The 25,666-nt window shown below is 38.2% G+C and carries 22 protein-coding genes; 17 read left to right on the top strand and 5 right to left on the bottom strand.

Annotation, left to right across the window (positions count from 1 at the left end; translation table 11 throughout):
- Positions 1-181 precede the first annotated feature (181 nt).
- The 6 genes from xylE to BQ5321_RS13650 all read left to right on the top strand — a co-directional run bounded on the left by xylE (position 182) and on the right by BQ5321_RS13650 (position 6,054).
- Complete coding sequence (gene xylE, locus BQ5321_RS13675; RefSeq protein WP_234978409.1) at positions 182-1,573, top strand: D-xylose transporter XylE; 1,392 nt, start codon at positions 182-184, stop codon at positions 1,571-1,573.
- 182 nt (positions 1,574-1,755) lie between these two features.
- On the top strand, positions 1,756-2,139 hold the full coding sequence (locus BQ5321_RS13670; protein WP_234978408.1) for a GntR family transcriptional regulator: 384 nt from the start codon (positions 1,756-1,758) through the stop codon (positions 2,137-2,139).
- Complete coding sequence (locus tag BQ5321_RS13665) at positions 2,136-3,038, top strand: ATP-binding cassette domain-containing protein (protein WP_071395002.1); 903 nt, start codon at positions 2,136-2,138, stop codon at positions 3,036-3,038. Before BQ5321_RS13670 ends, BQ5321_RS13665 begins: the two co-directional genes overlap by 4 nt.
- Positions 3,016-3,768 carry a hypothetical protein gene (locus tag BQ5321_RS13660; protein ID WP_139187801.1) on the top strand — a complete coding sequence of 251 codons (753 nt, stop codon included), beginning with the start codon at positions 3,016-3,018 and terminating at the stop codon, positions 3,766-3,768. Before BQ5321_RS13665 ends, BQ5321_RS13660 begins: the two co-directional genes overlap by 23 nt.
- A complete protein-coding gene (locus tag BQ5321_RS13655; protein ID WP_071395000.1) occupies positions 3,765-4,466 on the top strand; it encodes a hypothetical protein in 702 nt (233 codons plus the stop codon). The genes BQ5321_RS13660 and BQ5321_RS13655 overlap by 4 nt, the downstream gene beginning before the upstream one ends.
- A gap of 301 nt (positions 4,467-4,767) precedes the next feature.
- Entirely contained in the window at positions 4,768-6,054 is a 1,287-nt protein-coding gene (locus BQ5321_RS13650; RefSeq protein WP_071394999.1) for an ATP-binding protein, read from the top strand.
- 36 nt (positions 6,055-6,090) lie between these two features.
- Here BQ5321_RS13650 and BQ5321_RS13645 read toward each other — a convergent pair whose 3' ends face one another.
- Positions 6,091-6,450: a hypothetical protein gene (locus tag BQ5321_RS13645; protein WP_071394998.1), complete on the bottom strand. Its 360-nt coding sequence runs from the start codon at positions 6,448-6,450 to the stop codon at positions 6,091-6,093.
- A gap of 215 nt (positions 6,451-6,665) precedes the next feature.
- Here BQ5321_RS13645 and BQ5321_RS13640 point away from each other — a divergent pair, with 215 nt between their 5' ends.
- Complete coding sequence (locus BQ5321_RS13640; protein WP_071394997.1) at positions 6,666-7,460, top strand: enoyl-CoA hydratase/isomerase family protein; 795 nt, start codon at positions 6,666-6,668, stop codon at positions 7,458-7,460.
- Positions 7,461-7,547: 87 nt separating this feature from the next.
- On the opposite strand, the gene BQ5321_RS13635 is transcribed toward BQ5321_RS13640, so the two are convergent.
- Positions 7,548-8,357, bottom strand: a complete 810-nt coding sequence (locus BQ5321_RS13635) for a hypothetical protein (RefSeq protein WP_071394996.1) — start codon at positions 8,355-8,357, stop codon at positions 7,548-7,550.
- 244 nt (positions 8,358-8,601) lie between these two features.
- Here BQ5321_RS13635 and BQ5321_RS13630 point away from each other — a divergent pair, with 244 nt between their 5' ends.
- The 3 genes from BQ5321_RS13630 to ltrA all read left to right on the top strand — a co-directional run bounded on the left by BQ5321_RS13630 (position 8,602) and on the right by ltrA (position 12,120).
- Positions 8,602-8,982 carry a PaaI family thioesterase gene (locus BQ5321_RS13630; RefSeq protein ID WP_071394995.1) on the top strand — a complete coding sequence of 127 codons (381 nt, stop codon included), beginning with the start codon at positions 8,602-8,604 and terminating at the stop codon, positions 8,980-8,982.
- Between the two features lie 255 nt (positions 8,983-9,237).
- Positions 9,238-10,251 (top strand): SGNH/GDSL hydrolase family protein, encoded by a 1,014-nt coding sequence (locus tag BQ5321_RS13625; RefSeq protein WP_084786800.1) that lies wholly within the window; start codon positions 9,238-9,240, stop codon positions 10,249-10,251.
- A gap of 567 nt (positions 10,252-10,818) precedes the next feature.
- Positions 10,819-12,120 (top strand): group II intron reverse transcriptase/maturase, encoded by a 1,302-nt coding sequence (gene ltrA / locus BQ5321_RS13620; RefSeq protein WP_084786688.1) that lies wholly within the window; start codon positions 10,819-10,821, stop codon positions 12,118-12,120.
- Between the two features lie 245 nt (positions 12,121-12,365).
- Here ltrA and BQ5321_RS13615 read toward each other — a convergent pair whose 3' ends face one another.
- Positions 12,366-13,085: a TerC family protein gene (locus BQ5321_RS13615; protein ID WP_071394994.1), complete on the bottom strand. Its 720-nt coding sequence runs from the start codon at positions 13,083-13,085 to the stop codon at positions 12,366-12,368.
- Positions 13,086-13,442: 357 nt separating this feature from the next.
- Here BQ5321_RS13615 and BQ5321_RS13610 point away from each other — a divergent pair, with 357 nt between their 5' ends.
- Positions 13,443-14,714 (top strand): mechanosensitive ion channel family protein, encoded by a 1,272-nt coding sequence (locus tag BQ5321_RS13610; RefSeq protein ID WP_071394993.1) that lies wholly within the window; start codon positions 13,443-13,445, stop codon positions 14,712-14,714.
- Positions 14,715-14,760: 46 nt separating this feature from the next.
- On the opposite strand, the gene BQ5321_RS24955 is transcribed toward BQ5321_RS13610, so the two are convergent.
- Positions 14,761-15,066: a TetR-like C-terminal domain-containing protein gene (locus BQ5321_RS24955; RefSeq protein ID WP_315970106.1), complete on the bottom strand. Its 306-nt coding sequence runs from the start codon at positions 15,064-15,066 to the stop codon at positions 14,761-14,763.
- Positions 15,067-15,479: 413 nt separating this feature from the next.
- Between BQ5321_RS24955 and BQ5321_RS13600 the strand changes: the two genes are divergently transcribed.
- Entirely contained in the window at positions 15,480-17,540 is a 2,061-nt protein-coding gene (locus BQ5321_RS13600; protein WP_071394992.1) for an efflux RND transporter permease subunit, read from the top strand.
- A 2-nt stretch (positions 17,541-17,542) separates the two neighbouring features.
- Complete coding sequence (locus tag BQ5321_RS13595; protein ID WP_071394991.1) at positions 17,543-19,384, top strand: hypothetical protein; 1,842 nt, start codon at positions 17,543-17,545, stop codon at positions 19,382-19,384.
- A gap of 59 nt (positions 19,385-19,443) precedes the next feature.
- Here the strand turns inward: BQ5321_RS13595 and BQ5321_RS13590 are convergent, their stop codons facing one another.
- Positions 19,444-20,133, bottom strand: a complete 690-nt coding sequence (locus BQ5321_RS13590; protein WP_071394990.1) for a Dph6-related ATP pyrophosphatase — start codon at positions 20,131-20,133, stop codon at positions 19,444-19,446.
- Between the two features lie 212 nt (positions 20,134-20,345).
- On the opposite strand from BQ5321_RS13590, the gene BQ5321_RS13585 reads away from it, so the two are divergent.
- From BQ5321_RS13585 to BQ5321_RS13570, 4 genes are all read left to right on the top strand, one after another.
- Positions 20,346-20,951, top strand: coding sequence for an IS607 family transposase (locus BQ5321_RS13585; RefSeq protein WP_071394989.1), 606 nt, complete (start codon positions 20,346-20,348; stop codon positions 20,949-20,951).
- 88 nt (positions 20,952-21,039) lie between these two features.
- Positions 21,040-22,482 (top strand): RNA-guided endonuclease InsQ/TnpB family protein, encoded by a 1,443-nt coding sequence (locus tag BQ5321_RS13580; RefSeq protein WP_071394988.1) that lies wholly within the window; start codon positions 21,040-21,042, stop codon positions 22,480-22,482.
- A gap of 200 nt (positions 22,483-22,682) precedes the next feature.
- Positions 22,683-23,111 carry a universal stress protein gene (locus tag BQ5321_RS13575; RefSeq protein ID WP_071394987.1) on the top strand — a complete coding sequence of 143 codons (429 nt, stop codon included), beginning with the start codon at positions 22,683-22,685 and terminating at the stop codon, positions 23,109-23,111.
- Between the two features lie 628 nt (positions 23,112-23,739).
- Positions 23,740-25,260 (top strand): malate:quinone oxidoreductase, encoded by a 1,521-nt coding sequence (locus BQ5321_RS13570; RefSeq protein WP_071394986.1) that lies wholly within the window; start codon positions 23,740-23,742, stop codon positions 25,258-25,260.
- The last annotated feature ends 406 nt before the right edge of the window (positions 25,261-25,666 follow it).

Raw genomic sequence — 25,666 nt, 5'->3', positions numbered from 1 at the left:
AATTGAAACCAGCATATCTTTTGTATTGAGATGAGGAGGTATAGGGTTTAGAGTCACCTACAGGGTGCTCGTATACTATGATTATCAATTTTGTAAGGGCTAACAATATACTATAAACCTATTGAAGGGAGGATAAAGAAAGAGGTCCAACTCTTTCTTGTCATCTATGAAGAAAAATAATATGTACATTGTATTAATTACTTTAGTCGCGACTCTTGGTGGTTTACTTTTTGGATATGATACAGCCGTTATTTCCGGTGCGGAGGGGTCACTGCAAAGGTATTTTACCGACAGTCTCGGTCTTAGTTCCCTCATACATGGAATTACTGTATCCAGTGCATTGATTGGATGTATTATCGGAGGGTTCTTGTCTGGTAAACTATCAAGCACGTTAGGAAGAAAATATTCACTAGTAGTAGCAGCGGTTCTATTTTTAGTATCTGCTTTAGGCTCAGCATATCCTGAATTTTTATTTTTCACTGTAGGAGAGCCATCAATTGCTCTATTAGTTGTATTCAATATTTATCGTATTATTGGGGGAATCGGTGTTGGTCTTGCATCAGCAGTATCACCGATGTATATTGGAGAAATTGCCCCTGCACGCATTAGAGGTACATTGGTTTCTCTTAACCAATTTGCAATCATTTTCGGTATGTTAGTGGTTTACTTTGTTAACTTTGGAATTGCGAGAGGACAATCAATCGAATGGATTAATGATGTGGGTTGGCGTTATATGTTTTTATCAGAAGCAATCCCTGCAACACTATTCCTAGTTCTCCTGTTCACGGTTCCGGAAACACCTAGATATTTAATCTCAAAGCATCAGGATCAAAAAGCGATGGCTGTGCTATCAAGATTGTATGATAAAGCCATGGCAAAAGCGACCATGTTTGAAATAAAGAATTCCTTTAAGGATGATACGAAAGCAAAGCTATTTACCTATGGTAAATTAATTATCGTAATCGGAATACTTTTATCTGTATTCCAGCAGTTTGTTGGTATTAATGTGGCACTTTATTATGCTCCACGTATTTTCGAAAGTATGGGTGCAGGACGAGACGCTTCCATGTTCCAAACGATTGTGATGGGCTTAGTGAACGTTGTCTTTACTTTAATTGCTATTTTTACTGTCGATAAGTTTGGTAGAAAACCATTGTTAATTATCGGTTCGATTGGTATGACCATTGGTATGTTTGGAGTAGCCGGTATGGCCTTCTCAAATGCGATTGGAATCGGCACACTTATCTTTATCATCATCTATACAGCATCCTTTATGATGTCTTGGGGACCTGTGGTATGGGTTCTGATTGCTGAAATTTTCCCTAATAAAATTAGAGGACAAGCTGTGGCCATCGCTGTGGCAGCACAGTGGGCAGCCAACTATTTCATCTCTTCCACTTACCCAGCCATGATGGAATTTAGCGGAGGCGCAACCTATTCCTTCTACGGTATTATGAGTTTACTTTCAGCTATCTTCATTTGGAAGTTTATCCCTGAAACTAAGGGTAAGTCATTGGAGGAATTAGAGGATATTTTAGTAAACAAACAGAGCGAGAAAAGAAACATTGCCTAATTAAGGGTTTTCCTTAATAAGAAGGCTAAACAATAAAGAACACTCACAAATGTGGTTATTTCCATGTTTGTGAGTGTTTTTTATTGTTCCGTTTTTATCGTTTCCATTACTCTAACACCTTGAATTATGTTCCAACATATAGTATAGTACATTACAACAGTAATGCACTATGTCAGGGGGCGGTGACAATTCTAAATACTGATGGAACAAAGCCTATTTATGTGCAAATCGCCGAATGGCTTGAAACGGAAATTATGAATGGACATTTCCAAACAGATGAGAAGGTCTATTCTCAATATCAATTAGCCGAGATGTACACAATTAATCCTGCCACCGCGGCAAAAGGGCTTAATTTGCTTGCAGATGAAAATATCCTTTATAAAAAAAGGGGGCTGGGCATGTTTGTTACCGAGAATGCGAAGGAGCGTATTATACAAAAGCGCAGAAATCAAACATTAAAGCGTTTGATTGAGGAGGTCGTACTTGAGGCCCGACGTCTGGAAATCGAAGATCGTGAATTAATTACCATGATAAAACATGTACAAACAGAGGGGGGAGATTCATGAAGGTCATTGAATGTACGGATTTGACAAAGACCTATTTAAGAAAGAGTGTTTTAAATCAACTGTCATTTTCGATTGAAGAAAATACGATAACCGGTTTGATAGGAAGAAACGGCGTTGGGAAAACGACACTGTTAAAAATCATGGCCGGTTTTATTAAACAAACATCAGGAGAAATGAAGGTTTTTTCAGAAAGACCATTTAATAGTTTATTAGTGTCGGCTAATTCAATCTTTGTTGATGAGCAAATGAGCTTTCCTTCTCCATTGCAACTACATGAAATCCTCGATACTGCCGGCAACTTTTATCCTCATTGGGATATGGACCTTGCCAAAAAGCTGTTTGACTATTTTTCATTTGATCCTAAAGCATACCATAACCGGCTTTCGAAAGGGAAAACGAGTACCTTTAATAGCATCATTGGTCTGGCAGCACGGGCACCATTAACGATTTTTGATGAACCGACAACAGGAATGGATGCTGCTGTACGAAAGGATTTCTATCGGGCATTATTGAAGGACTATATAGCTCACCCGCGGACTATCATTCTTTCCAGCCATCATTTAGAGGAGATAGAGGACCTGCTTGAGAATGTTCTGCTGCTTAAGGATGGCAAAAGCCTCCTTCATTTACCAATAGAAGAACTGAAGCTGTGGGCTGTTGGTTTAAAAGGTCCTGAGGAAACGATTAGTAGCATGACAAAGGATAAAGAAATTCTTTATAGAAATCAAATTGGCTACAATATGATGTATGCTGTCGTACGAAATGATTATTCTCAAGAAGAGTTGCAGCGGGCAAAAGCCGAGACAGTTGAAATCACGTCAGTTCGACCTAGTGATCTTTGCGTCTATCTAACTGGTGAAACGAAAAGGGGGATTGATGATGTCTTTATCGACGATTAATACGGCAAAAGTGGTGAAGCAGCAATACCGTTTAAAACTTAAGTCTAATATTGATGCCTTCAGCTCGCTTGTTTGGATTCAGCTGTTAGCCATTCTTTTTTCATTAGGTGGAGTCGCATCGCAGGGCACACACAGTGAGGGGATGTCCATTTCAATTAAATATTTTTCGGCTGATATGGTGATTGCCTTCACCATGATTTGGGGACTTGTAACGGCTATCACGATTACTACGAAGCCTTACAGGTATTATGATTTCAGCTTTGTGACAAACCGCGTCACAAGTAGTCTTTCAAATATCATTTATTTAATTACAGCCTCTCTCATTGGCGGAGTAACGGCAATGCTGGCAAAAGGACTACTGATAATAATCGGTTACTTCTTTTTAGGCTTTCAGCTATTAGATGGCCAAAGTCAGTTTCTCGATGCTCGTGACTTTGTCGTTGGTCTCATTGCCTGCGTGCTATACATTTTCTTTATCAGCTCGATCGGCTATTTGATTGGTACCCTTGTCCAAGTAAGCAGACTCTTTATTTTGGTTGTACCTGTATTGTTTGTTGGTAGCCTGTTTCTCGACGGTATGCTGGGAAGGGAACCACTGATGATGAAAACTCTTCAATTCTACTTTACAGAGCCGTCTCTTCTCGTTTTCACGATAAAGGTAGTCATTTCAAGCGCACTACTTTTTGCCACCGCGATTAGTATTCTTAATCGAATGGAGGTAAGGAAATGATGCTGACGATACTCCCTATCGCCATTTTACTGATAATCATTGCAATCATCGTGGCGATTATTCTGAAGGGAAAGAAACTTGTGTCAATAAAATTCACCTATTGGCTTCTCCTTGTATATACGGTTGTTCTTGCCTTAGCAACAATTGCTGTAGTCTTTGTCATGAGTGACTCTCAGGTTGTTACGGAAGTTTCTGAAGAAAGCATGAGAGAGAGTCGTGTGAAACTAGAAAAGCAATTAAGCACAGGTAAAGTAGATGAAATTGATCGTAAGCATTTACTTAAGCACAGTAGCTTTGATTATAGTCGGCCTACAATCAATTTGAGGATGAACGGAGCTGTAATGCCTAAGTTATTGATTGAGAGAAAAACAGTGAATGACGGTGCCATAGATGCCTATGCCTACACAGGCGGGTTATATATAAACGGTATGGATTTTACTGATAGGCTAACCGCACCTACTTTTCAGCTAAGTAACGACCAATTTGAGATATATCCACCTGCATATGATAACGGAATCAACCTTTCGATGATGAAAAGCGAATTTACGATTACACAATTTACTGGCGAAGGATCGTCCTTCTTTGATCCGATTGAACATCAAGTCCCTATTATCTATCTAAGAATACCTAAGAACCTTGTGATAGAGGATGAACAGGAACTGGAATATTTATTACAGTATGTTAAAAAATCATCCTAAATTTAAAGTATTGTTCTATTTTACAAGATAAATTGATTGCCCAGGCGACGCCTGGGTTTTTATTTTACTAGGAAAACAAGAAATGTTTTGCTAATAGAGAAATGACAAGCCGTTATATAGGGTGATTTTCAGCATCACTATAGTGATAATTGAACGTTATTCCTAACAAAAGTATAGGAAAACCTATCACTTTTGGAAGAATGATAAACAATGTCGAATATTGCGAATTTAAGCATTTACATTCCATTACAATAATGATTAAATTTACTTATGTTATCGAAGATTAATAGGAGAAGCATCGATGAAAGAACAAGTCCTATTTTTATTTAATCATTTATTATTTATCTTGGTCATTCTGTTTATATACCAATTTTGGTTGGATCGAAAACAGCGGACTGAGAAAGAAAAAAAAGTAATGCTTTTTGTGTATACCTCTATTTGTGTCCTTTTTAGTATGACTTTTACTGTACCGCTGACTGATGAATTTATTGTCGATTTACGACAAATCCCATTGCTGATTGGAGTTTTATATGGGGGGATACAGACAGCGATTCCTTTGGCCATCCTTACGCTTGGCTATCGATTTATGCTTGGTGGAGTAGGAATTGTCGGGGCCATTAGTATGTGTATTTCAATTATTATTATTAGTCTTATTTTCTCTAAAAGGTACTTAACCTGGAATATCCGCAAGAAAGTCATCTGGTCGATGTTTCTGGCGTTATATGCTTCTTCCTTGATATTAGCCATATTTATCATTCTTTCCTCTGATAAGGGCTTTTTGGAAAATGGTCTTCCCCATAAGGATATTATTTATATATTCAGTGTATTTGTTTTGTTTCACGTAGCAGGTACGGGGGTTGTAACCTATGCTTTTGAAAAAATTAACAGCATTATTAAAATGAAACAACGAATTGTTCAAACCGAAAAAATTGAGTTAATCAGCCATTTAGCTGCCTCTATTTCACATGAAGTAAGAAATCCTCTAACCGTTAGCCGTGGCTTCATGCAACTAATGTTAGATGATGTATCCATGGAAAAGAAAAACGAATATGTTTCCATTTCCATTAAAGAGTTAGACCGTGCGGAACAAATTATTTCCGATTATTTAACCTTTGCTAAACCTCTTGAGGATCGGAAGGAAACATTTGATGTTCAACAGGAGTGTAAGCGTGTCATTGAAGTGATTCGTCCTTTAGCCAATATGCATGCTGTGGAGATTACCTCTCAATTATCTTCAGCCTACATAAAAGGAAACCGGCAATCGTTCCAGCAATGCCTCTTAAATATCACGAAAAACGGAATCGAAGCGATTGAGGATGGTGGAGTATTACATATCGAAATACAACTCAAGAAGGATTCCGTCACTCTTTTGATTATAGATAGTGGAAAAGGGATGTCTGATCAACAAATCAAGCGACTAGGTGAACCATACTTTACTACAAAAGGGGCTAAAGGAACTGGCCTAGGTATGATGGTATCCTTTAGTATCATTCATTCAATGAATGGTTTCATCCAAGTAAAGAGTGAGCCTGGAGCAGGAACGAGATTCGAAGTCACCTTACCTCTAATAAATGAGAAGCTGGAGTAGCCTAATGGGTTACTCTTTTATTTTCAGACAGCAATTTTATTTTATAGGTATATCATCAGTTACAATCAGTTTGTAGCATTGGCAAAGCTCTTGACCATCATTCTTTATTACAAGAAGGAGGTGGTGGTCATTCAATCTTACCCTTGCTTCTGCATGATCACCATTAAAAAATTGAAGAAAATATGTTTGCTGATGGACTTTTTGATAGGTACCTTCAATGATCGTTTGGCCTTCTAACGAAAGCTTAAAGATATTGTCTTCAGTAAAGGTTAAGGTATCACCACAACCCGTTTTCCCTTCAAGAGGCTTCCAATCACCAAGAATAAGATTTTGATTGCTATATGCTAATAAAAACAAAGATAAATTCACGATCAATAATATGGATTTAATCTGCAACTAATCACCTATATTTAAAGATTTGAATTTCATAAAACCTATAGATACATTATGACTCACAACCTAAGCTTTTATGTATTAAGCTTACTCTCCTTTTCCCTTGTAAATGAATAGACTGCTAAGGCAAAAGATGTTTTTCTTCCAATATTTCGACAATTAAGGTAAGATATTTGTTAAAATTAGATTGACAATATTTAGTAGGAGGAGCAGGCAGAATGAGAATTACAATTGAAAGAACCGAAAAGGACGGAAGCATTGCCTTACAGGAAAGCGGTGGGTTTGCGATTGTCACCATTAATCGTCCTGATTTGAAAAACGCGTTAACGAATCGGATGTGGGTGGATTTAAAGACCGTTGGGAAACGCATTACTCAAAATCCTAAAAATAAAGTAGTCATTCTGCGAGGAAAGGACCAGCTATTTACTTCCGGTTCAGACTTAAAGCAATTTAATCATTTATCAATGGAGGAAGCGAATGATGCCTTTCGCATGATGGAGGAGGCCATTTCCACGTTCGAAAGAATTCCGCTCCCAACCATTGGTGTGATTAATGGTCCTGCGATGGGTGCAGGATTCCAGCTTGCCTTAGCCTGTGATATTCGGGTAGGAACACCGAATACAAGGATGGGCATGCCGGTGGGAAGATTAGGCATCACTTTAAATCAAGCCTTTGCTAAGAGAATTGCTGATTTAATTGGGAAGAGCAGAACAATGGATCTCGTCTATACGGGAAGACTATACAACCCACAGGAATGCTATGATTTAGGTCTCATTAATTATCTTATTGATGAGGATACAGATGTGAACCACTATGCCATTGAATTAGGAAAGAAGATTATGGAGCAATCCCCGGCCTCAGTACTAGCAGTGAAAAGAGCTTTATCCTTTAATAATCCAACTGTGACCATTCCATGGGAAACAGGACTTGATTCCAGTGTTGATGCTTATGATTTTCCTGAAGGAGTCTCAGCTTTTGTTGAAAAAAGAAAACCCAATTTTAAACGAAATTAAGCATCATAAATTTCACAAATGTATAAAAATAGAAGGAAACCCAAATGGACGGCTTTGAATCGTCCTTTTGGAATTTCCTTTTTATCGCTATATTTCTAGCTTAATAGCAGCCAGCTGTATATCAATTGTATTCATTTCAATCTCAAAATAAGAGAGAAGCACTTCATTCACCATTTCCTGTACTTTCTCCAGAGGCTCATAGATGTTTTTCTCAAGCTGCCAGTTCAATTCGATTTCAATCGTAACACCTTGAAAGGTGTTAAAATCACTCTCAACAATTTTTGCATTTCTAACAAAATGGAGTGTTTTACAGGTATGTATGATGACATCACGATAGACATTTTCATGTATCATAATCGTACCCTTAGTAAAACGAGGCTGTATTACCGTCACTTCGCCGATATATTTTGCTTGTTTGGAGAATAGCTTTTTCCCTTTTTGAATAATTTTCTTTAATCGGTTTGTTTCTACCTGCGTATAGGGAATTGGAATCACATGCTTTCCTTGAGTGTTCCGCATATGACGAGCCATATTGATTTCCATACTTGTTCGGATTTCCGAGACGTCCACATATTTATTAATCTTTCCCAACTCTAACTTGCTTGCGATTAAATTAACCATTTTGACCGAGGTTCCAACGACTAAGATTTTCGCAACGCAGGTCATTTGAATCGCATCCATTACTTCCTTGCAATGATCTTCATAAAAAAAAGTGGCCCGCTTCACTGCTTTTATATAATTTTTTTCATACTTTGCCGAGGTTCCCGCGATTTTACTTCCGTTTAGTATGAATATTCCGTCATCTATTATCGCAGGTATATTATGTTCATGGCAATATTGCAAAACACTTGTGCTTTTACCGGTACCGCTTTTTCCTACTAAAGCATAAACGATCAAAACATGACCTCCTTTTGCACCCATTTTCCTGACGTAGTATTTGAAAAACAGTCCTTTACTGACCTCATTATAAAATATTCCTAGGGGAAATAAAAGATAATCACAGTTAAGTAGATATATACAGGATAGTAATAGCAATAATCTGTACCTAATACTCATCAAAGGTTGACATTCTACTATCTGTTGCGATATAAAACTATGTTATAATATTCAAAATGTTATTTATAATTACCGGGGTGAATGTATGTTCATAAAGCAGCCATTGGATGAATTTTTAGGTGTTGAATACAAAAAGATTGATGAAGACAATTTGGAATTGCGATTATTGATTAAGGATTTATTTATTAATAGTGCAGGGGTTGTTCATGGAGGTGTTATTTCTTCCTTGGCAGATGTCGCCATGACCAATTTAATCCCAGCTAATGAAGATGGAATCCAACAAGCATTAACTGTCGATTTAAATGTTTCCTTTTTCAAACCGGCTACTGGCACCTATTTGATTGCACATGCCCATATTGAAAAACAGGGCAGAACCTTAATTCATACGGAGTGTTCCATTTATAACGATAAACAAGAGCTTGTCGCTAAATCAAAAGCCATTTTATATTGTATCAGCCTTGAGTAATTGCGGGAGCGTTCAGTCTCATTGGCTGTACGCTTTTTCCTTATGAACCACCTAGCAATCGTTTTTTGACACCTATTCTTTACAAATGTCAAAAAAGCACACATTTTTTATATCGGACCTTTATATAATGATATTAAATCCATATCTCTTGTAAAAAAGATAGCTTTAGATATTATTCTACCTATCGTCATAATCCCATAAATGATAAGATAAAGATAGAAATATAGAATACATTTTGGCAGGTGTAGAATCATCATGCATAAACATAAAGTCATCATTATTTTAGCCAGCCTGCTGTTTGGAAGTCTCTTGCTTGTACTATTTTTTTCAAATATCGCTCAAGTAAAACAAGCAAATTCGACAATCGAAGCATCGACAAAAGAAAAAATAATGGTTGCAGCGGAAGAAAATGATTCCGAGATTACTATTTCAAGTTATGCAACGGATAAAAAAGAAGAGCAACTGGACACAGATACATTGATTAGCCTGGCAGAGGAAGAGGGCCAAGAAGAAGCAGATCATGATTCCAGCAAGCAAACTTTTACAGAAGGTATTAAGGATAAAATTAGGGAAGTTATACAAGGGACTATTCGTTTGTTTAAAAAAGATCTCAAAGTAGTGGCCATCGGTGATTCGCTTACACAGGGAGTAGGAGATGAAACAGGGAATGGCGGCTTTGTCGGAATCCTGAAGCACAGCTTTGAAGATAATCAATTAAATATTTCAATTGAAAACTATGGAAAAAGAGGGAATCGGACAGACCAGCTCCTAAAGCGTCTTGATAATAAAGAGATTGCTTCCTCAATAGAAAAAGCAGATACAGTAATCATCACAATTGGTGCAAATGATATTATGAAAGTGGTCAAAAGTCACTTGACCAACCTTACCTTGGAGCCTTTTGAAAAGGAAAGGGAAGAATATATTGAAAGATTAAGAGACATCTTTCAGAAAATAAACGATCTAAATCCAGAAGTACAAATTTACTTGGTTGGCTTTTACAACCCATTTGAACAATTCTTTGGCGATATAGAGGAATTCCGAATGATTTCCGATAGCTGGAATGAGGCAGGCAGGTTTGTTACAGAAGAATTTCACAATGTAGAGTATATTCCAGTCGCTGATTTATTTGACGAGTCGAACAAAGAGCTTTTAGCTGAAGACTTTTTTCACCCAAATACAAGCGGCTATAAATTAATTGCAGAACGTGTACTGGAAAATTTGAACGAAGTCATCAGAGAAGAAACAAACAGCACGGAGGAAACAGATTAAAAGAACTCGTCACTAGGTCGAGTTCTTTTTATTTAGCGTGCCCAGCAAGCCGTTAATTGCTAATTGGTGAAAGTCCAATCTGAGTAAGTACCAAGACGCTCAGTAGCTGACAGGCAACTGGTGAAGAAATTCTAAGGTTGAAGCCCTGTGACAAAGTAACTCTCTAGCAGAGTGCGAGCAAACTAACAGGTTGTAACATAAAGTGAATCCTGCCGTCTCGTCAAAAGAACCCACCTACGGTGGCTAAAGAGAAGTCGAGCCTTGTGAATATGGGCGAAGACCATGGAAGGTGTGAAGAACTTGGAACAGCAGTACCGAAGAATCTCTCGGGGTAAGGGGAACGACATGTTAGGAAAGTAGTTAACGGAACTGGGGATACCCTCCTCATCACTTTCTCAAGAAAGTAAAGCAGAAACCTATAAGTGCAAACGAAATGGTAGATGGATGAGAGGGAGTCGGAGGGGGTCATAGTACCAATGATGACAATGACAACACAACATTGTCTAGGGAAGGACGGCGTTAGCCATTACCCTACTTCGTTCATATGTCAGAAGGAGGTAAGAGTCAGTGAATGTCAGGAAAATGACTAACTACACCAATAATGTAAAAGCTCAAGAACTCTGGAAGACGTTATATCTTTGTGCCAAGGAATGTCCAACTCGAAGATTTCACGCTTTATATGACAAAATCTATCGTCCTGATATTCTATGGGAAGCGTGGCAACGTGTGAAACGTAAGAAAGGAAGTGGAGGTGTCGATGGACAGACGATTGAACAAATCGTCTCGGAGTACGGTGAGAAGAAATTTATGAACGAACTCTATCTAGAATTAAAGGAGAAACGTTATCACCCTAGTCCAGTCCTAAGAACCTATATTCCAAAGGATGATGGTAAGAAACGTCCATTAGGAATTCCTACTATTAAAGACCGAGTCGCACAAATGGCAACGAAAATGGTTATTGAACCAATATTCGAAGCTGACTTTCATGACTGTTCGTTTGGTTTTCGTCCAAAACGAAATGCCCATCAAGCAATGGCAAAGATAAGAAAAGCCAGTAAGAAATGTTTTTGGGTAGTAGACGTCGATATCCAAGGATATTTCGATAATATCAATCAACATAAGTTGATGAAATTATTAGAACAAAGGATTAGTGACCGACGGGTTTTAAAACTTGTTCGAAAATGGTTAGAGTCAGGCATAATGGAGGAAGGCAAAATAAGAAATCCGATTACTGGTACACCTCAAGGTGGTGTAATTTCACCTCTTTTAGCGAATATCTATTTAAATACAATGGATATGCTTTGGGAGAAGAAGTTCAAAGACTTGGGTGAACTCATAAGGTATGCGGATGACTTCGTCATCATGTGCAAAACCAAATCACAAGCACTTGAAAGTATAAAGGTTATCCAATCAATAATGGGAAAACTCGACCTTACTATTAATAGAAACAAATCGAGACTAGTTAATCTGTGGAATGACATAGATGGTTTTGATTTTCTAGGTTTTCATAATCGGAAGTTTCCAATCAGACGAAAAGGAGGAAACACGTTATATGTCATGTCACATATACCGAAGAGGGACGCAATGAAGAAAATGCGCTCCAAGATTAAAGCCTACACAGAACCAAGGAATAAATTATTCTTGGACATCAAAGAGTTAGTGAAAGGACTAAATAGGAAACTGCAAGGTTTCAAGAACTATTACCTTATATCAACTCACGCAAAGAAATGGCTGAATCGTATTGACTGGTATGTGTTAGAACGCCTCGTCTTGTTTTATAACAAAAAGAGGAACAATCGAAAGAAGCACGGAAAACTAAAGGATGTTAGAGAAGAAGTTGATCATATTTTAGTGAAATTGGCTGGTTAGACACCGTAAAGCCAAAGAAAGAAGAACGTCGGAAAGCCGTATGAGGGAAAACCTCACGTACGGTTTGATGAGGAGGAACTGAAAGTAAAAGAGATAGCTCAAGCTATCCCTTTGAAATCAGTTTCTTACTCTACTCATAATGCTTAAGTAGGTAGCATTACAAAACATAATCGATTAGATTGGTATACTTGATTATGTTCTGTAATGCCCTGTTCATTGATTAGAAGTAGCTTAATAACCGGTTATTAAGCTGTTTGTTTTCCCTCGACAGTCTTTTCCTTGCTTTGATTTTTAATATAGCCTGCTGTTAGGACCATAGCTGTTGCTACAGCTAGAATGGCATAGGATAATGGACCATGTGGAATGTCAACTAAACTATTTAAGTTTTTATCCTTTAAGATCATTTCTCCAGCAGTCCAAGCAAGTATACCTGCACCCGCATAGGCAATCCATGCGTATTTCTCCATCATTTTCACAATAAACTTTGAGCCGAAAATCATAATGGGGATACTAATAATGACACCCAGGGCAATCATACCGATATGACCATGTGCAGCCCCAGCAACTGCGACCACATTATCAAGACTCATGACCGCATCCGCAATAATAATCGTTTGAATGGCCTTTGCTATGCTATTATGTGATTTGATGTTGGCACTTTCTTCACTTTCAACTAGCACCTTGTAGGCTATCCAAAGCAGTAGAGCACCACCGATTAGGTTGACGTATGGAATTTGCAGCAGGTAGACAACAATAGCTGCAAAGGCAATCCGTAAAATAACAGCTCCTGCGGTTCCCCAGAAAATGGCTTTATTTTGTAATTCTTTTGGCAGGTTTTTTGTTGCCATTGCAATGACAATCGCATTATCACCGGAAAGAATGATATCAATCATGATAATTTTAAGCAGTGCAATCATAGCTCCCGATGAAACAGTAATTCCAAGTGCTAGTAATAGGTTTTCCATCTTTGTTGAATTCTCCTTTTATGTATTTTATATTTGGTATACATAATACCATATTATTCTGAAATTTCAAATAACAAAGATTAATGTCTTAAATAATGCTGCGGATTAGTTGAAGGAATTCCGGTAAATCATGGTTAAAATTTAGAACTTTGTCCTCAAAAACCCTGATATGACACTATGTGTCTTGCCGTAAGGAGAGTATTTCGACCATTGTCTCTCTTTTTCAATGTTTGTTATACTAGCTTTATCGAGTACATCTGATGACATCATAATGCTGATGTTGGAAAACTCTATAAACCTATTAATTAGAAATATGGATTCTGTTAGCCATCTATAGCAGATAACGGGGGAGGAAATATGAAACTTATAAATAATCAGCTGCTGGATTGGGGACTGGCTCCAGAGATAACGAGCTATCTCTCCACGATGATTATGATTCTATTTATTGCACTTATTTGTATCGTTGTGAATTTTATCACGAAGAAAATCGTCATTAAGGTGATTACACATTTTGTGCAAAACAACAAATATACGTGGGATAATATTCTCTTAGACAGAAAGGTATTCCATAAGCTTTCACATGTGGTACCTGCTATAGTCATTTATTATTTCTCATCAACGTTTCCAAGCTATCAAACCATCATAGAAAAGGCTGCTGTTACCTATATTATTATTGTTGGCTTAATGGTAATTTACAGTCTATTAAATGCGATAAATGATATTTACCAGACCTTTGAAATATCGAAGGTCAGACCGATTAAGGGATATATTCAGGTAGCCAACATTATTGTCTTTACATTAGGGATAATTATCATGATTGCTAATTTGATGGGCGAGAGTCCGCTCATTCTTCTAAGTGGTATAGGAGCATTATCGGCTGTATTCATGTTAGTTTTTAAGGATTCATTATTAGGACTTGTTGCAGGGGTCCAGCTGACTGCCAATGATATGGTCCGTGTTGGAGACTGGATTGAAATGCCAAAATATGGTGCGGATGGGGATATTGTTGACATTTCTTTAAATACCGTAAAAGTGCAAAACTTTGATAAAACGATCACGACGATTCCCACCTATGCTTTGATATCCGATTCCTTCAAGAACTGGAGAGGCATGCAAAGCTCTGGTGGCAGACGGATTAAGCGGGCACTTTATATTGATACGAGCTCAATTACTTTTTGTACAGAGGAAATGCTGAATAAGCTAAAAACGATTCATTACCTAAGAGACTATATTGTTCACAAGGAAAAAGAAATTTCGCAATATAATACGAAATATGATATGTACCCTAGTAATCGTGTAAACGGACGTGCCCTTACCAATATTGGTGTTTTTAGAGAATACATTAGCAACTATATAGAAAATCATCCGGGAATTAATCTGGACATGACGATCATTGTGCGCCAGCTCGCACCGACAGAGCATGGTCTGCCATTAGAAATATATGCCTTTACCAATAATACTCAGTGGGCTGTATATGAATCGATTCAAGCAGATATCTTTGATCATCTCTTCGCCGTTGCGCCAGAATTCGGACTTCGAGTCTTCCAAAACCCATCTGGGAATGATTTAAAAACGATTCTTACTGAATCGAACAAAGAGACTAAAGTAATGGAAATCGAACGTTCATAAAGGAATAATAAAAGGAGCTGTAGAGGACAGCTCCTTTTTATCTGCGTCATTTCACAAACGAAAGTCCTTTATTAATAAAGCTATTAATTAGCTCAGCCATTTCTTTAGGACTTCGATCCATCCCATTATCAAGCCAGCTTTTCATCACACGGATACTTCCGCTAATAATGAAGGTGCTTAAATAACCGGAAACGTCTTCATCGAGATGGTTGACTTCCATCCAATTTTTCATGATGAATTGATACGCCACATCCATGGCTCTTTTTTGAAAGGTTAGGTCTCCGTTTTCATTGAAAAGAGTTTGGCATACATCCTTTTTTTCAGCGAAATATTCAAATAGTTTTTCAGTCATTTGTAAGGATTCTTCTTCTTTTTCGAAATTGTATTGACTGAGGTACCCATTCATATCCTCAATAATTTCTGCTTCAATTTTGTCAAGAAGATCAAACTGATCCGAGTAGTGGGAGTAGAAGGTGGAGCGATTTATATCTGCTCGCTCGCATATCTCCTTAACCGTAATCGTTGCCAGCTGCTTTTGCTTTAATAGCTGAATTAAGCTGTCCTATAACATCATTCTTGTATATTGTTTTCGTCTATCTAATTTAGAGGTATTCATTGGAAGTTCCTTTCTTTTTCGACATTAAACAACATAAATGGAGAAAGTGTTGTCAATTGAACGATATTAAAGTGACTGTTTGTTGAATAAACAACACTGTGTTTTATATAATGATAGAGTTGAAATTAAAATAATGCAAGAGAGGGTGAATGATTATAGGTCTAGCAGCACGGATTATGAAGCACAAAAAGTTCGTTGTGATTGCCTTTATGCTGATAGCCGTTATCGGTACGATTGCCCAGTTTACTGTAGCAGTTAACTATAATATGGCCGATTACCTGCCAGAGGACGCGCAATCGACGAAAGCAATGGATGTTATGGAGCAGGAATTTGAAGGCTCTGTCCCAAATACACGAGTCATGATTCATGACGTTACGATACAGGAAGCACTTGTGTTCAAGGAAAAGCTTGCGAACATCGACGGAGTATCCGATGTGACCTGGTTGGATGATGCCATAGGAATTACAACCCCGATTGAAATGGCCGATCAGGAGCTTGTGGAAACCTATTATAAGGACAACCATGCTTTATTTTCCTTTAGTATCCCTGAAGGGGAGGAAGTGGCAGTAACAGATGCCGTCTATGAATTAATTGGTGAAGAAAATGCCATGGCTGGAGAAGCACTCAATACAGCTACACAGCAAAAAATGGCAGGGAAAGAGTCGATGTATGCGGCAGCCTTTTTAGTGCCGATTATCATCCTCATCCTGATTTTATCGACCAATTCCTGGGCAGAACCGTTATTTTTCTTAACCGCTATCGGAGTGTCCATTCTTATTAATTTGGGAACGAATGTATTTCTAGGCGAAGTATCCTTTGTGACCCAATCGGTAGCACCGATTCTGCAGCTGGCGGTCTCACTTGATTATGCCATCTTTCTGCTTCATAGTTTTTCAGATTACAGAAAGAAAACAAAAGACCCGGAGGAAGCTATGAAGCTTGCGATGAAGAAATCTTTTTCTGCGATTGCTGCTAGTGCTTCTACTACCTTCTTCGGTTTTATTGCCCTATCGTTTATGAATTTTGAGATTGGCTCTGATTTAGGAATTAATCTTGTAAAAGGAATTCTCTTAAGCTTTATCAGTGTGATGGTCTTTTTACCAGCCATGACTCTTATGTTCTATAAATGGATTGATAAGACACAGCACAAGCCGTTATTGCCAAGCTTCAAAAAAATCGGAAGCGGCGTTGTCAAAATCAGAGTCCTCAGTATTATCGTTGTCTTGCTTTTGATTGTTCCGGCCTTTTTAGCGCAAAGTCAGACAAGCTTCACCTATGGGATTGGCGAGCTGCCAGAGGATACACGATCCGGAAGTGATTTAGCTAAAATAGAAAAGCAATTCGGCAAGCATATACCGATTGTTCTGCTTGTCCCAAAAGGGGACGTCGCAAAGGAGTCAGAGCTTGTACAGGACTTAGAGAAGCTACAGTATGTTTCCAGTGTACTATCGTACAGCAACACAGTCGGAACCGTTATTCCACCGGAATATCTCGATAAGGAGATCATCGAGCAATTTTATTCAGAGCATTATAGCCGAATCATTCTTCAAACAGAAACCAACAATGAGGGGAGCGAGGCATTCTCCTTAATTGAAAAGGTAAAAGATACAGTCAAGCCATATTATGAAGATGACACATATCTCTTAGGTGAAAGCGTGACGCTGTATGATATAAAGCATACGGTGCAAAAGGACAACACGTTGGTGAACCTATTAACAATCATTACGGTTGCCATCGTTCTGTTTGTTACCTTTAAATCGATTACCATTCCATTGGTGCTGCTCTTGACGATTCAATCTGCTGTATGGGTGAACCTATCCGTACCGTACTTTACGGATACATCTCTTGTCTATGTCGGTTATCTCTTAATCAGCGTGATACAGCTTGCCGCAACAGTGGACTATGCCATTTTATTGACTGATGACTATAAAGAACGGCGACAGGAAATGAGTGCACTTCATGCAATTAAGAAAAGTGTAGATGGTAAAATGTTCTCGATTGCCATTTCTGCTTCTATTTTATCAAGCGTCGGCTTTATCTTATGGTTTACTTCATCAAATCCGATTGTTTCGTCGATAGGACTCTTGCTGGGAAGAGGGGCATTATTAGCGTTTATCACCGTTATCTGCTTCCTGCCAGCGATGCTGTTGGTATTTGATCGAATTATCATGAAAACAACGTGGAAAGCAAATTTTTATAAGGAGAAATGAGGATGAAGAGAACAAAAATGCTATTTGTTATGTATACAGTCGCCACTCTTGCATTGCCGTCATTTCTTGTCACAGCAGCGGAAAATACCAGCCAGTCTGCTGAAGGAAAAAACTTGGAAGAGGCCGTGATTTCTTCCAAGGATGAAGTTGTCTATGCAAAGCTTAATGCGACAGGTAAACAACAAGAAATCTACACTGTCAATATTTTAGATATCGAACAAGCAGGAAGAGTGATCGATTATGGGACCTATTCCAGTCTAAAAAATTTAACCGACCTGTCAGAAATCACACAGAAGGGCGATACGGTAGAGTTCACGGCACCTAAAGGAAAATTCTATTATCAAGGGAATATGACGGAGGAACCTCTACCATGGGATATCAATATATCTTATTGGTTAGATGGAAAAGAAACGGATCCGAGTGAGCTTGCCGGCAAGGACGGACATATCCAAATCAGGTTAGCACTTTCTGAAAATGAAGAAGTCAATCCCATCTTCTTTGACAATTATCTTGTCCAGGTTTCCTTAACGCTTAATCAGGATGTGTACAGCAACATTCTCGCAGATGGCGGGATGATTGCCAATGCGGGTAAAAACAAGCAGGTCAACTTTACGGTCATGCCAGGAAAAGAAAAGGAGCTTGTTCTTGAAGCAGATGTCGTTGATTTTGAGCTTCAGGGAATTGATATTTCAGCGGTTCCTTCCGCCATGCCAATCGAGGCCCCTAATGTAGATGAAATGACCGGTGATATGGAATCCTTAAGCGATGCCATTAAAGCCGTCAATAACGGGGTTGGCGAATTGAAAAGCGGCGTTTCTGAATTAAACAATGGGGTATTTAGTTTACGTGATGGCTCCGAGCAATTTAAAAATGGTATTTCACAATTCAATGGAGCTTCAACTGAACTGGTTAATGGTTCCCAAAGTATTGATCAAGCGCTCGAATCAATCAGCCTTTTCCTTCAGGAAAACACAGGAGAGATGGGTCTTGGCGATCTTGGTCAGCTTGTAGAAGGACTCACTCAAATTTCTGATGGCTTAGGTCAAACAGCCGCGGGATTAGCCATTTTGAAAGAGAATTACGCGAACGCTAATGGAGCCTTAGCACAGGCAATGGAAGCCATTCCGGCAGCTAATCTAACAGAAGAAGAACTTCAAGGCCTGTACTCAAGCGGTGCAGATCCTGAAGTGTTAAATAGTTTAATAGAAACGTATAGCGCAGCACAAACTGCCAAGGGTACCTATTCCTATGTAAAAGAAGCCTTCTCTGCCGTTAATACAACCCTGGAGGGAGTCATCGGCTCGCTTAACGAAATGACTCTGAATCTTGATAATATGGCAAGTGGGCTAACCGCTTCCCTGGAGCAGGATGATATGGCGAATTCCTTCGCACAGCTTCAGGAGGGACTGACTACACTCTCCTCTAATTATAAGCTCTTCCACAGTGGATTAGTGGACTATACTTCGGGTGTCAGCCAATTACCGGGCTTCTACCATGAGCTGCATAATGGAATTGTCGAACTGTCCGGTGGTACAGATAAGCTGGACAATGGAGTTGGCGAGCTTCATGATGGTACAGCTGAATTATATGAATCTACAAGTGATTTACCTGGTCAAATGAAGGAAAAAGTGGATGAAATGATAGCAGATTATGACAAGTCAGATTTCGACGCTGAATCCTTTGTATCCAGTGAAAATGAGCATGTAGAATCCGTCCAGTTTGTTTTAAAAACAGAAAGTATCGAATACGAGAAACAGGAAACAAAGAAAGAACCTGTACTGAAAGAAGAAGAGAAGGGGTTCTGGACTCGTTTGAAGGATTTGTTTTTCATTATGTGGAACTAAACAAGATGCCAGTCCCAAAAAGGGGCTGGCATTTGATGTCTCTGAACAAATATGTATTTTCATTGTTCTAGCTTTAACGGTAAAAAGGCATAATCTCCATCCTTAACGATTTCACCCTTTCGAATCGGAATCGGCTGCTGAAAAATAGGGCCGTCGATTACGGTTGTGTGAAACTCGCCACCTTCTCCACACGGGTCGATTCCACGTGCTTCAAGCTCCTTTATGTACTCAAGGGTTAGAATGCGCCCTAAATCCTTTTCCATCATACCTAAAGACAAATTAACGGTGACAATCATAGTGACAAAGCCTAATTGAATGAATTCCTCGACAGCTTCACGGTGATTCATACCCCATAAAGGCATTGCTAGCTTTAAACCGGCCTTCTCGGTCACCTTTTCATGCCAGCAGCCATGTTCAGGCATATCTAAGTCACCGGTCACCAGCACCTCAGCACCTTGACTTTTTGCTTTTTCTAAAAGTTTTATAAAAACCGCTTCATAATCTGCCCAGCTTGCTGCTCTTGTATAAACAGGTAAACCAATCGATTCAGCTTGGGCCTGAATCAGCTCAGGTGGCATTCCATGAGACCTAGAACGTTTCCCTTCTTCCTCCATCATTACAATCAACCCAAGGGCATCTCCCATCTGTGATGCCTTATAAAGCGCGAGTACACTATCCTTACCGCCACTAAAGGAAGCGACAAAACGATGCCCCTTTGCGCCATTTTTCCAATCTTTCCCTTCTGTCATTACTTCTATTCTCCTTTTCTTTATAGAACTCTACTGACTATTATACTGATAAATAGAATGGATAAAAGCAGCTGTAGCGTTTATTCAGTCGTTTCCTAAGAGTGAGGGGCTAGATAACTGTTTGTTTAAAATTATCCAAAGTTAATCTAAATTACTTAAATTAAGCAAGTAAATATGTTACACTTCATCTACAAAGGTGAGGTGTTTTTATTATGTTCACAATTAGAGAAGCGGCGGAAATGTTAGGAGTGGCAACATCTACGTTAAGAAGGTGGGAAAACGAAGGAAAAATTAAGTCCGTTCGTACAACAGGCAACCACCGTCGGTATACTGTTGAAGAATTATCTAAAATAAAAAAAGTGAAGCCATTAAATGAAAAAATAACCGTAGGTTATTGTCGCGTTTCTTCTTCTGATCAAAGAGAAGATTTGAAACGTCAGGTAGAACTGGTGAGTATGTATTGTACGGCAAAGGGGTACGGTTTCGAAATAATAGAAGATCTGGGAAGTGGATTAAACTATAACAAAAAAGGTTTAACAAAATTAATTAAAATGATTCAATCGAATCAAGTGGAACGTGTGGTTATAAATTATCGAGATCGGTTGATTCGATTTGGTATGGAATTAATCGAACAAATTTGCGAGTTTCACGATGTGAAAATAGAAGTCATTAATCAAACAGAAGACAAAACATATGAACAAGAAATGGTAGAAGATATATTATCCATTTTAACCGTATTTAGTAGTCGGTTATATGGAAGTAGAAGCCATAAGTCAAAAAAATTAAAACAAATGGTGGAAGAAGTTATAAAAGAATAAAATTATTCAAACTTACTTATTCTTACTTGAAATATCACCTGAATAATCTTATAATTAGGTTAATTATCAAAGAAAGGAGGGAGAAAACTTGAGTATAACGTTCAATCGTAAGGTGGAAATTATTTTTCCAAAAGAAACCACTTATGCCTTAGACGGTCAAAGTAAAATATGTAATTGGCTGTATAATCAATTAATTCAAGCTGCCCAAAATGATTATGAGAATGGTTCCCCTTTAAAGTTGTTAGAAGGACGAAATTTAAGAAATTACGCTACAACATTGAAAAAAATCCATCCATTCCTTCGGACCGTGCATTCTTCCCCGTTAAAAAACACGGCCTTGCGCTTAAAAGATGCCTATGACCGTTTTTTTAAAAAGCAAAATGGATATCCAAAGTTCCGTAGTTGGAAGGAGAAGTGGTTTTCTTTATACTTTGATGAGCCAAACAAAGGGTTTAAATTACTCGATTCTAAAACGATTAGGATTTCATTTGGGAAAGATATATCAGGCAAACAACTCACAGTAAACGGAACGTTACGTGAACCTTTTTTTATTAAAGAAAAAGAAGAAATCAAAACCTTTCGGTTATGCAAACAACAAGGAAATCGTTTTTATGGGATATTTACCATTGAAAGATATAAAACAATGGAAAAAGAACAAAAACAAATAGAAAAAACATTTAAAGAACTAAAGAAAAAGTTATTACATACACATTCGATTTATCACTCGAAGAAAAAGAAAAAACAATCAAAAACAAAAGAAAGGTTCCCGAAGGGAACCAAATGGGTTAGTTTAGATCCGAATCATAAAAATTTCTTTGTAGCAGTAGATTACAAAGGAGTTTCCTATGAAATGAGTAAAATTTATCAAACAGAATTCTGGGATCAAAAGATTGATGAAATCAAAAGTAAAAGAGATTTTTGCGAGAGAAAATCAATCAAAATAGAAACAGAACACGGCAACGCTTACTGGCAGCCAAGCAAAAGATGGGCTCGATACAATAATACTTTGAATAAAGCGTACCATACACGACGAGAACAAATTAAAGTCGCGTTATATAGTATCGCACATTGGTTATATAATCACTACGATTTAGTGATTATTGGTGATTATACGCCTACGAATGGCACAGCTCGTTCTAAAAATATGAAAAGAAGTATGTTGAATCAAACACATATTGGTGAATTCCGTAAAATATTACAGTGGGTTGCTTCTAAACGTGGGAAACAATATAAAATGGTAAACGAAAGAAATACAACCAAAGAATGTTGTGTTTGTGGTCATAAAGAAAAGAAAGAACCGGAGGTTCGTTTGTTTATTTGTCTTTCTTGTGGACATACCATTGTTCGTGACTTAAATAGTGCCATTAATATGGCTAAAAAGATACAAATATTGTCTGGCTCGGACTGGGTGAAAAAGTGGAAGCTCGCTTGTATCACCTATGCGGTAAGGTATGATTTGTTCGCAAATCATGAGAAACCGATTGCATCCGTTAGAAATAGCGGTGCAAATAAATTGAATCCTATGGCTTGACCAAGGGAGCAAGGTTTACTGGAAAACTTGCCTCTAAGTAGTATTTAAGTAAGTTTAGGTAAATTTTGTAGAGCGGGATTACCACTGATTATGTTGGAAAAAGAAGGGATTTGCCAAACTGTTGTCGAATGATGTCATATAGAAGAAGTTTTCTTATTACATGACAAACTACTTCTCGATAAAAATTTGGAGTGATACACATGAAAAAACAAATCATTGTTCCAATTGATGATTCGATTCATTCTCATCAAGCTCTGAAATATGCCTGTACGGTAGCAACGGAATCAAACGCTGATATTATTCTTGTTAATGTTCAGCCAAGTTACGATTCCTCACCCAATTTTCATCAATTTGTATCGAAAGCAGAGATTCAAGCCTATATACAAGAAACAGGTGATGGAATTTTAGAAAAGGCCATAAAAACCATAACAAATCAGGAAATTCATACAGAAAAAGTGATTCGTACAGGAATTCCGAAGGTTGAAATTACAAATTTAGCAAAAGAACGAAATGCTGCTTGTATCATTATGGGTACTCGCGGATTAGGTGCGGTCAAAAGTGCCTTTATTGGCAGTGTGAGTCTCGGAGTTTTACAGCTTGCTCCTTGTCCTGTTACGCTGGTACCTTAACTTGGTTGTTTACCAATTAAGTGGAGTTATTATATGGATACTAGCGAAAAAACTCGTCAAAATCTGACGAGTTTTTTATTATTCATTAGGACTGTCTAATATTTAAGCTGTGTTAAAGCACAATGTTGATTTTCAAGCAGGTTGATTGTAGTGGAAGGCACGCAGCGCAGTCTCCTGCAGGAGAAGCGAAACAGCCGAGACCCCGCAGACCCGTAGTGTCGAGGAGGCTCGGCGGTCGCCTGCGGAAAGCGAAGTGCCTGGAACGAAAATCAACACTTATGTTTAACAGAGCCAATATTTAAAAAAAATTCTTTGAAAATGAAATATATTTTGACGATTTGGTGAATAAATAGATATAATATAGAAACATATAGGACTTAATAGAATGGAAATTTGAATGATTGTTGTTGTTGCATCTGAAACAGTCTGCTTTCAAATTGATTATTATTACTATATACTAGAATTGTAAAAAGATATTTTAATATTTAAACAATAATGATACACTATAATGTGGTAATACTTGGTCCAGAAATGATGTGTGACTAAGTCGCACCCTGGCTTGCTTTGGTTTCTAGTGGGGAGCGCTTACATCCTTTCTGTAAATCTTTAGGGTTAGGGATGGTAGAATATGAGTAACAGACAAACAAAGACAGATGTGATCTTAATTGGGGCCGGAATTATGAGCGCAACATTAGGATCGCTTCTGAAGGAATTAGTACCGGACTGGGAAATTACAGTATTCGAGAAGCTAGCAAACGCAGGAGAGGAAAGCTCCAACGAATGGAATAATGCGGGAACAGGGCATGCCGCATTATGCGAGCTCAACTATACAGTTGAAAAGCCAGACGGATCGATAGATATTAAAAAAGCAATCAATATTAACGAGCAATTTCAGGTTTCAATGCAGTTTTGGTCCCATTTAGTAAATAATAAGCTAATACGTAATCCGCAGGACTTTATTATGCCACTGCCACATATGAGTTTCGTGCAAGGGGAAGAAAATGTAACCTTCTTAAAGAAAAGATTTGAAGCGCTATCAAATAATCCGCTATTCCAGGGGATGGAATTTTCTGATAACCCCGAAAAGTTAAAAGAATGGATTCCGCTTATGCTGAGTAATCGGACCTCCAATGAACCGATCGCGGCTACGAAAATCGATACCGGCACGGATGTAAACTTTGGTGCTTTAACGCGGATGCTGTTTGAACATTTGGAAACTAAGGATGTCCATGTTCATTACAATCATAGTGTTGATAATATTAAACGCACAAGTGATGGCTCATGGGAGCTGAAAATAAAGAATCAAATTAGCGGTGCTGTTGAACAGCATACAGCTAAATTCGTCTTTATCGGCGGCGGGGGCGGAAGTCTTCATCTGCTGCAAAAATCTGGCATTCCGGAAGGAAAACATATTGGTGGTTTCCCTGTAAGCGGACTATTCATGGTATGTAATAACCCTGAGGTTGTCGAGAAGCATCATGCGAAGGTTTACGGAAAAGCAAAGGTGGGTGCTCCGCCAATGTCTGTTCCGCATCTTGATACACGTTTTATCAATAATCAAAAATCATTACTATTTGGACCATTTGCCGGCTTCACACCAAAGTTCTTAAAAACGGGCTCGATGATGGATTTAATCACATCTGTTAAACCGAACAACGTCTTAACCATGCTGGCTGCAGGTGCAAAGGAGATGGCACTAACCAAATATTTAATTCAACAGGTTATGTTATCGAAAGAACAGCGGATGGAAGAGCTGCGTGAATTTATTCCAGATGCGAAAAGCGATGACTGGGATCTAATCGTAGCAGGACAACGTGTACAGGTCATTAAAGATACGGATGCTGGAAAAGGTACACTTCAATTTGGTACAGAGGTTGTCAGTGCAGCGGATGGATCGGTTGCAGCCTTACTTGGCGCTTCACCAGGTGCATCTACAGCGGTATCTGTTATGCTGAAGGTCTTAAATCAATGCTTCCCGCAGCATATTAAAGCGTGGGAACCAAAGTTAAAAGAAATGATTCCATCGTATGGCAAGTCATTATTGGAAAACCCTGAATTACTAAGAGAAGTCCATCAATCAACAGCGAAGGCTCTTGGTTTAGCAGATACAAAGCAGGAAAAACAAGATAGAGTACTTGAACTGGTTTAATGAAATTATGAGCTTAATTAGCTCCTAGATGCGAATTCAGTTAAGGATTCATTGCGTTTTTGTTGCGAAATTTGTAGATTAATAGTGTTTTTTAGTACTTCAGTCATTTTTTTGCTGGTTTAGTAGAAATAATATGTTATTTCGATCACAGCTCATTTGCTGATGACTTTCACATGACTGTTTTTGTATGATACTCGGAATTCAATATTTTTGACAAAAGGGAGAGCTTTGTAGCTTTCCTTTTTTGTTGTTTGAAAAATGGATTGATGTAAATAAATCTTACATAAATCCAATGTAATCTTTCCGATAATAAAAAGCTAGTTTGAATTTTCTAAAAATTACTTGCGAAACCAGCAGAATCAGCATATAATAAACATATCAAATAACATGTTAGAAAACATAACAT

The sequence above is a fragment of the Bacillus tuaregi genome (assembly GCF_900104575.1).
GTDB classification, from domain to species: domain Bacteria; phylum Bacillota; class Bacilli; order Bacillales; family Cytobacillaceae; genus Bacillus_BD; species Bacillus_BD tuaregi.
Note: the sequence above shows the minus strand (reverse complement) of the source record. Positions and strands in the feature narration are given on the sequence as shown.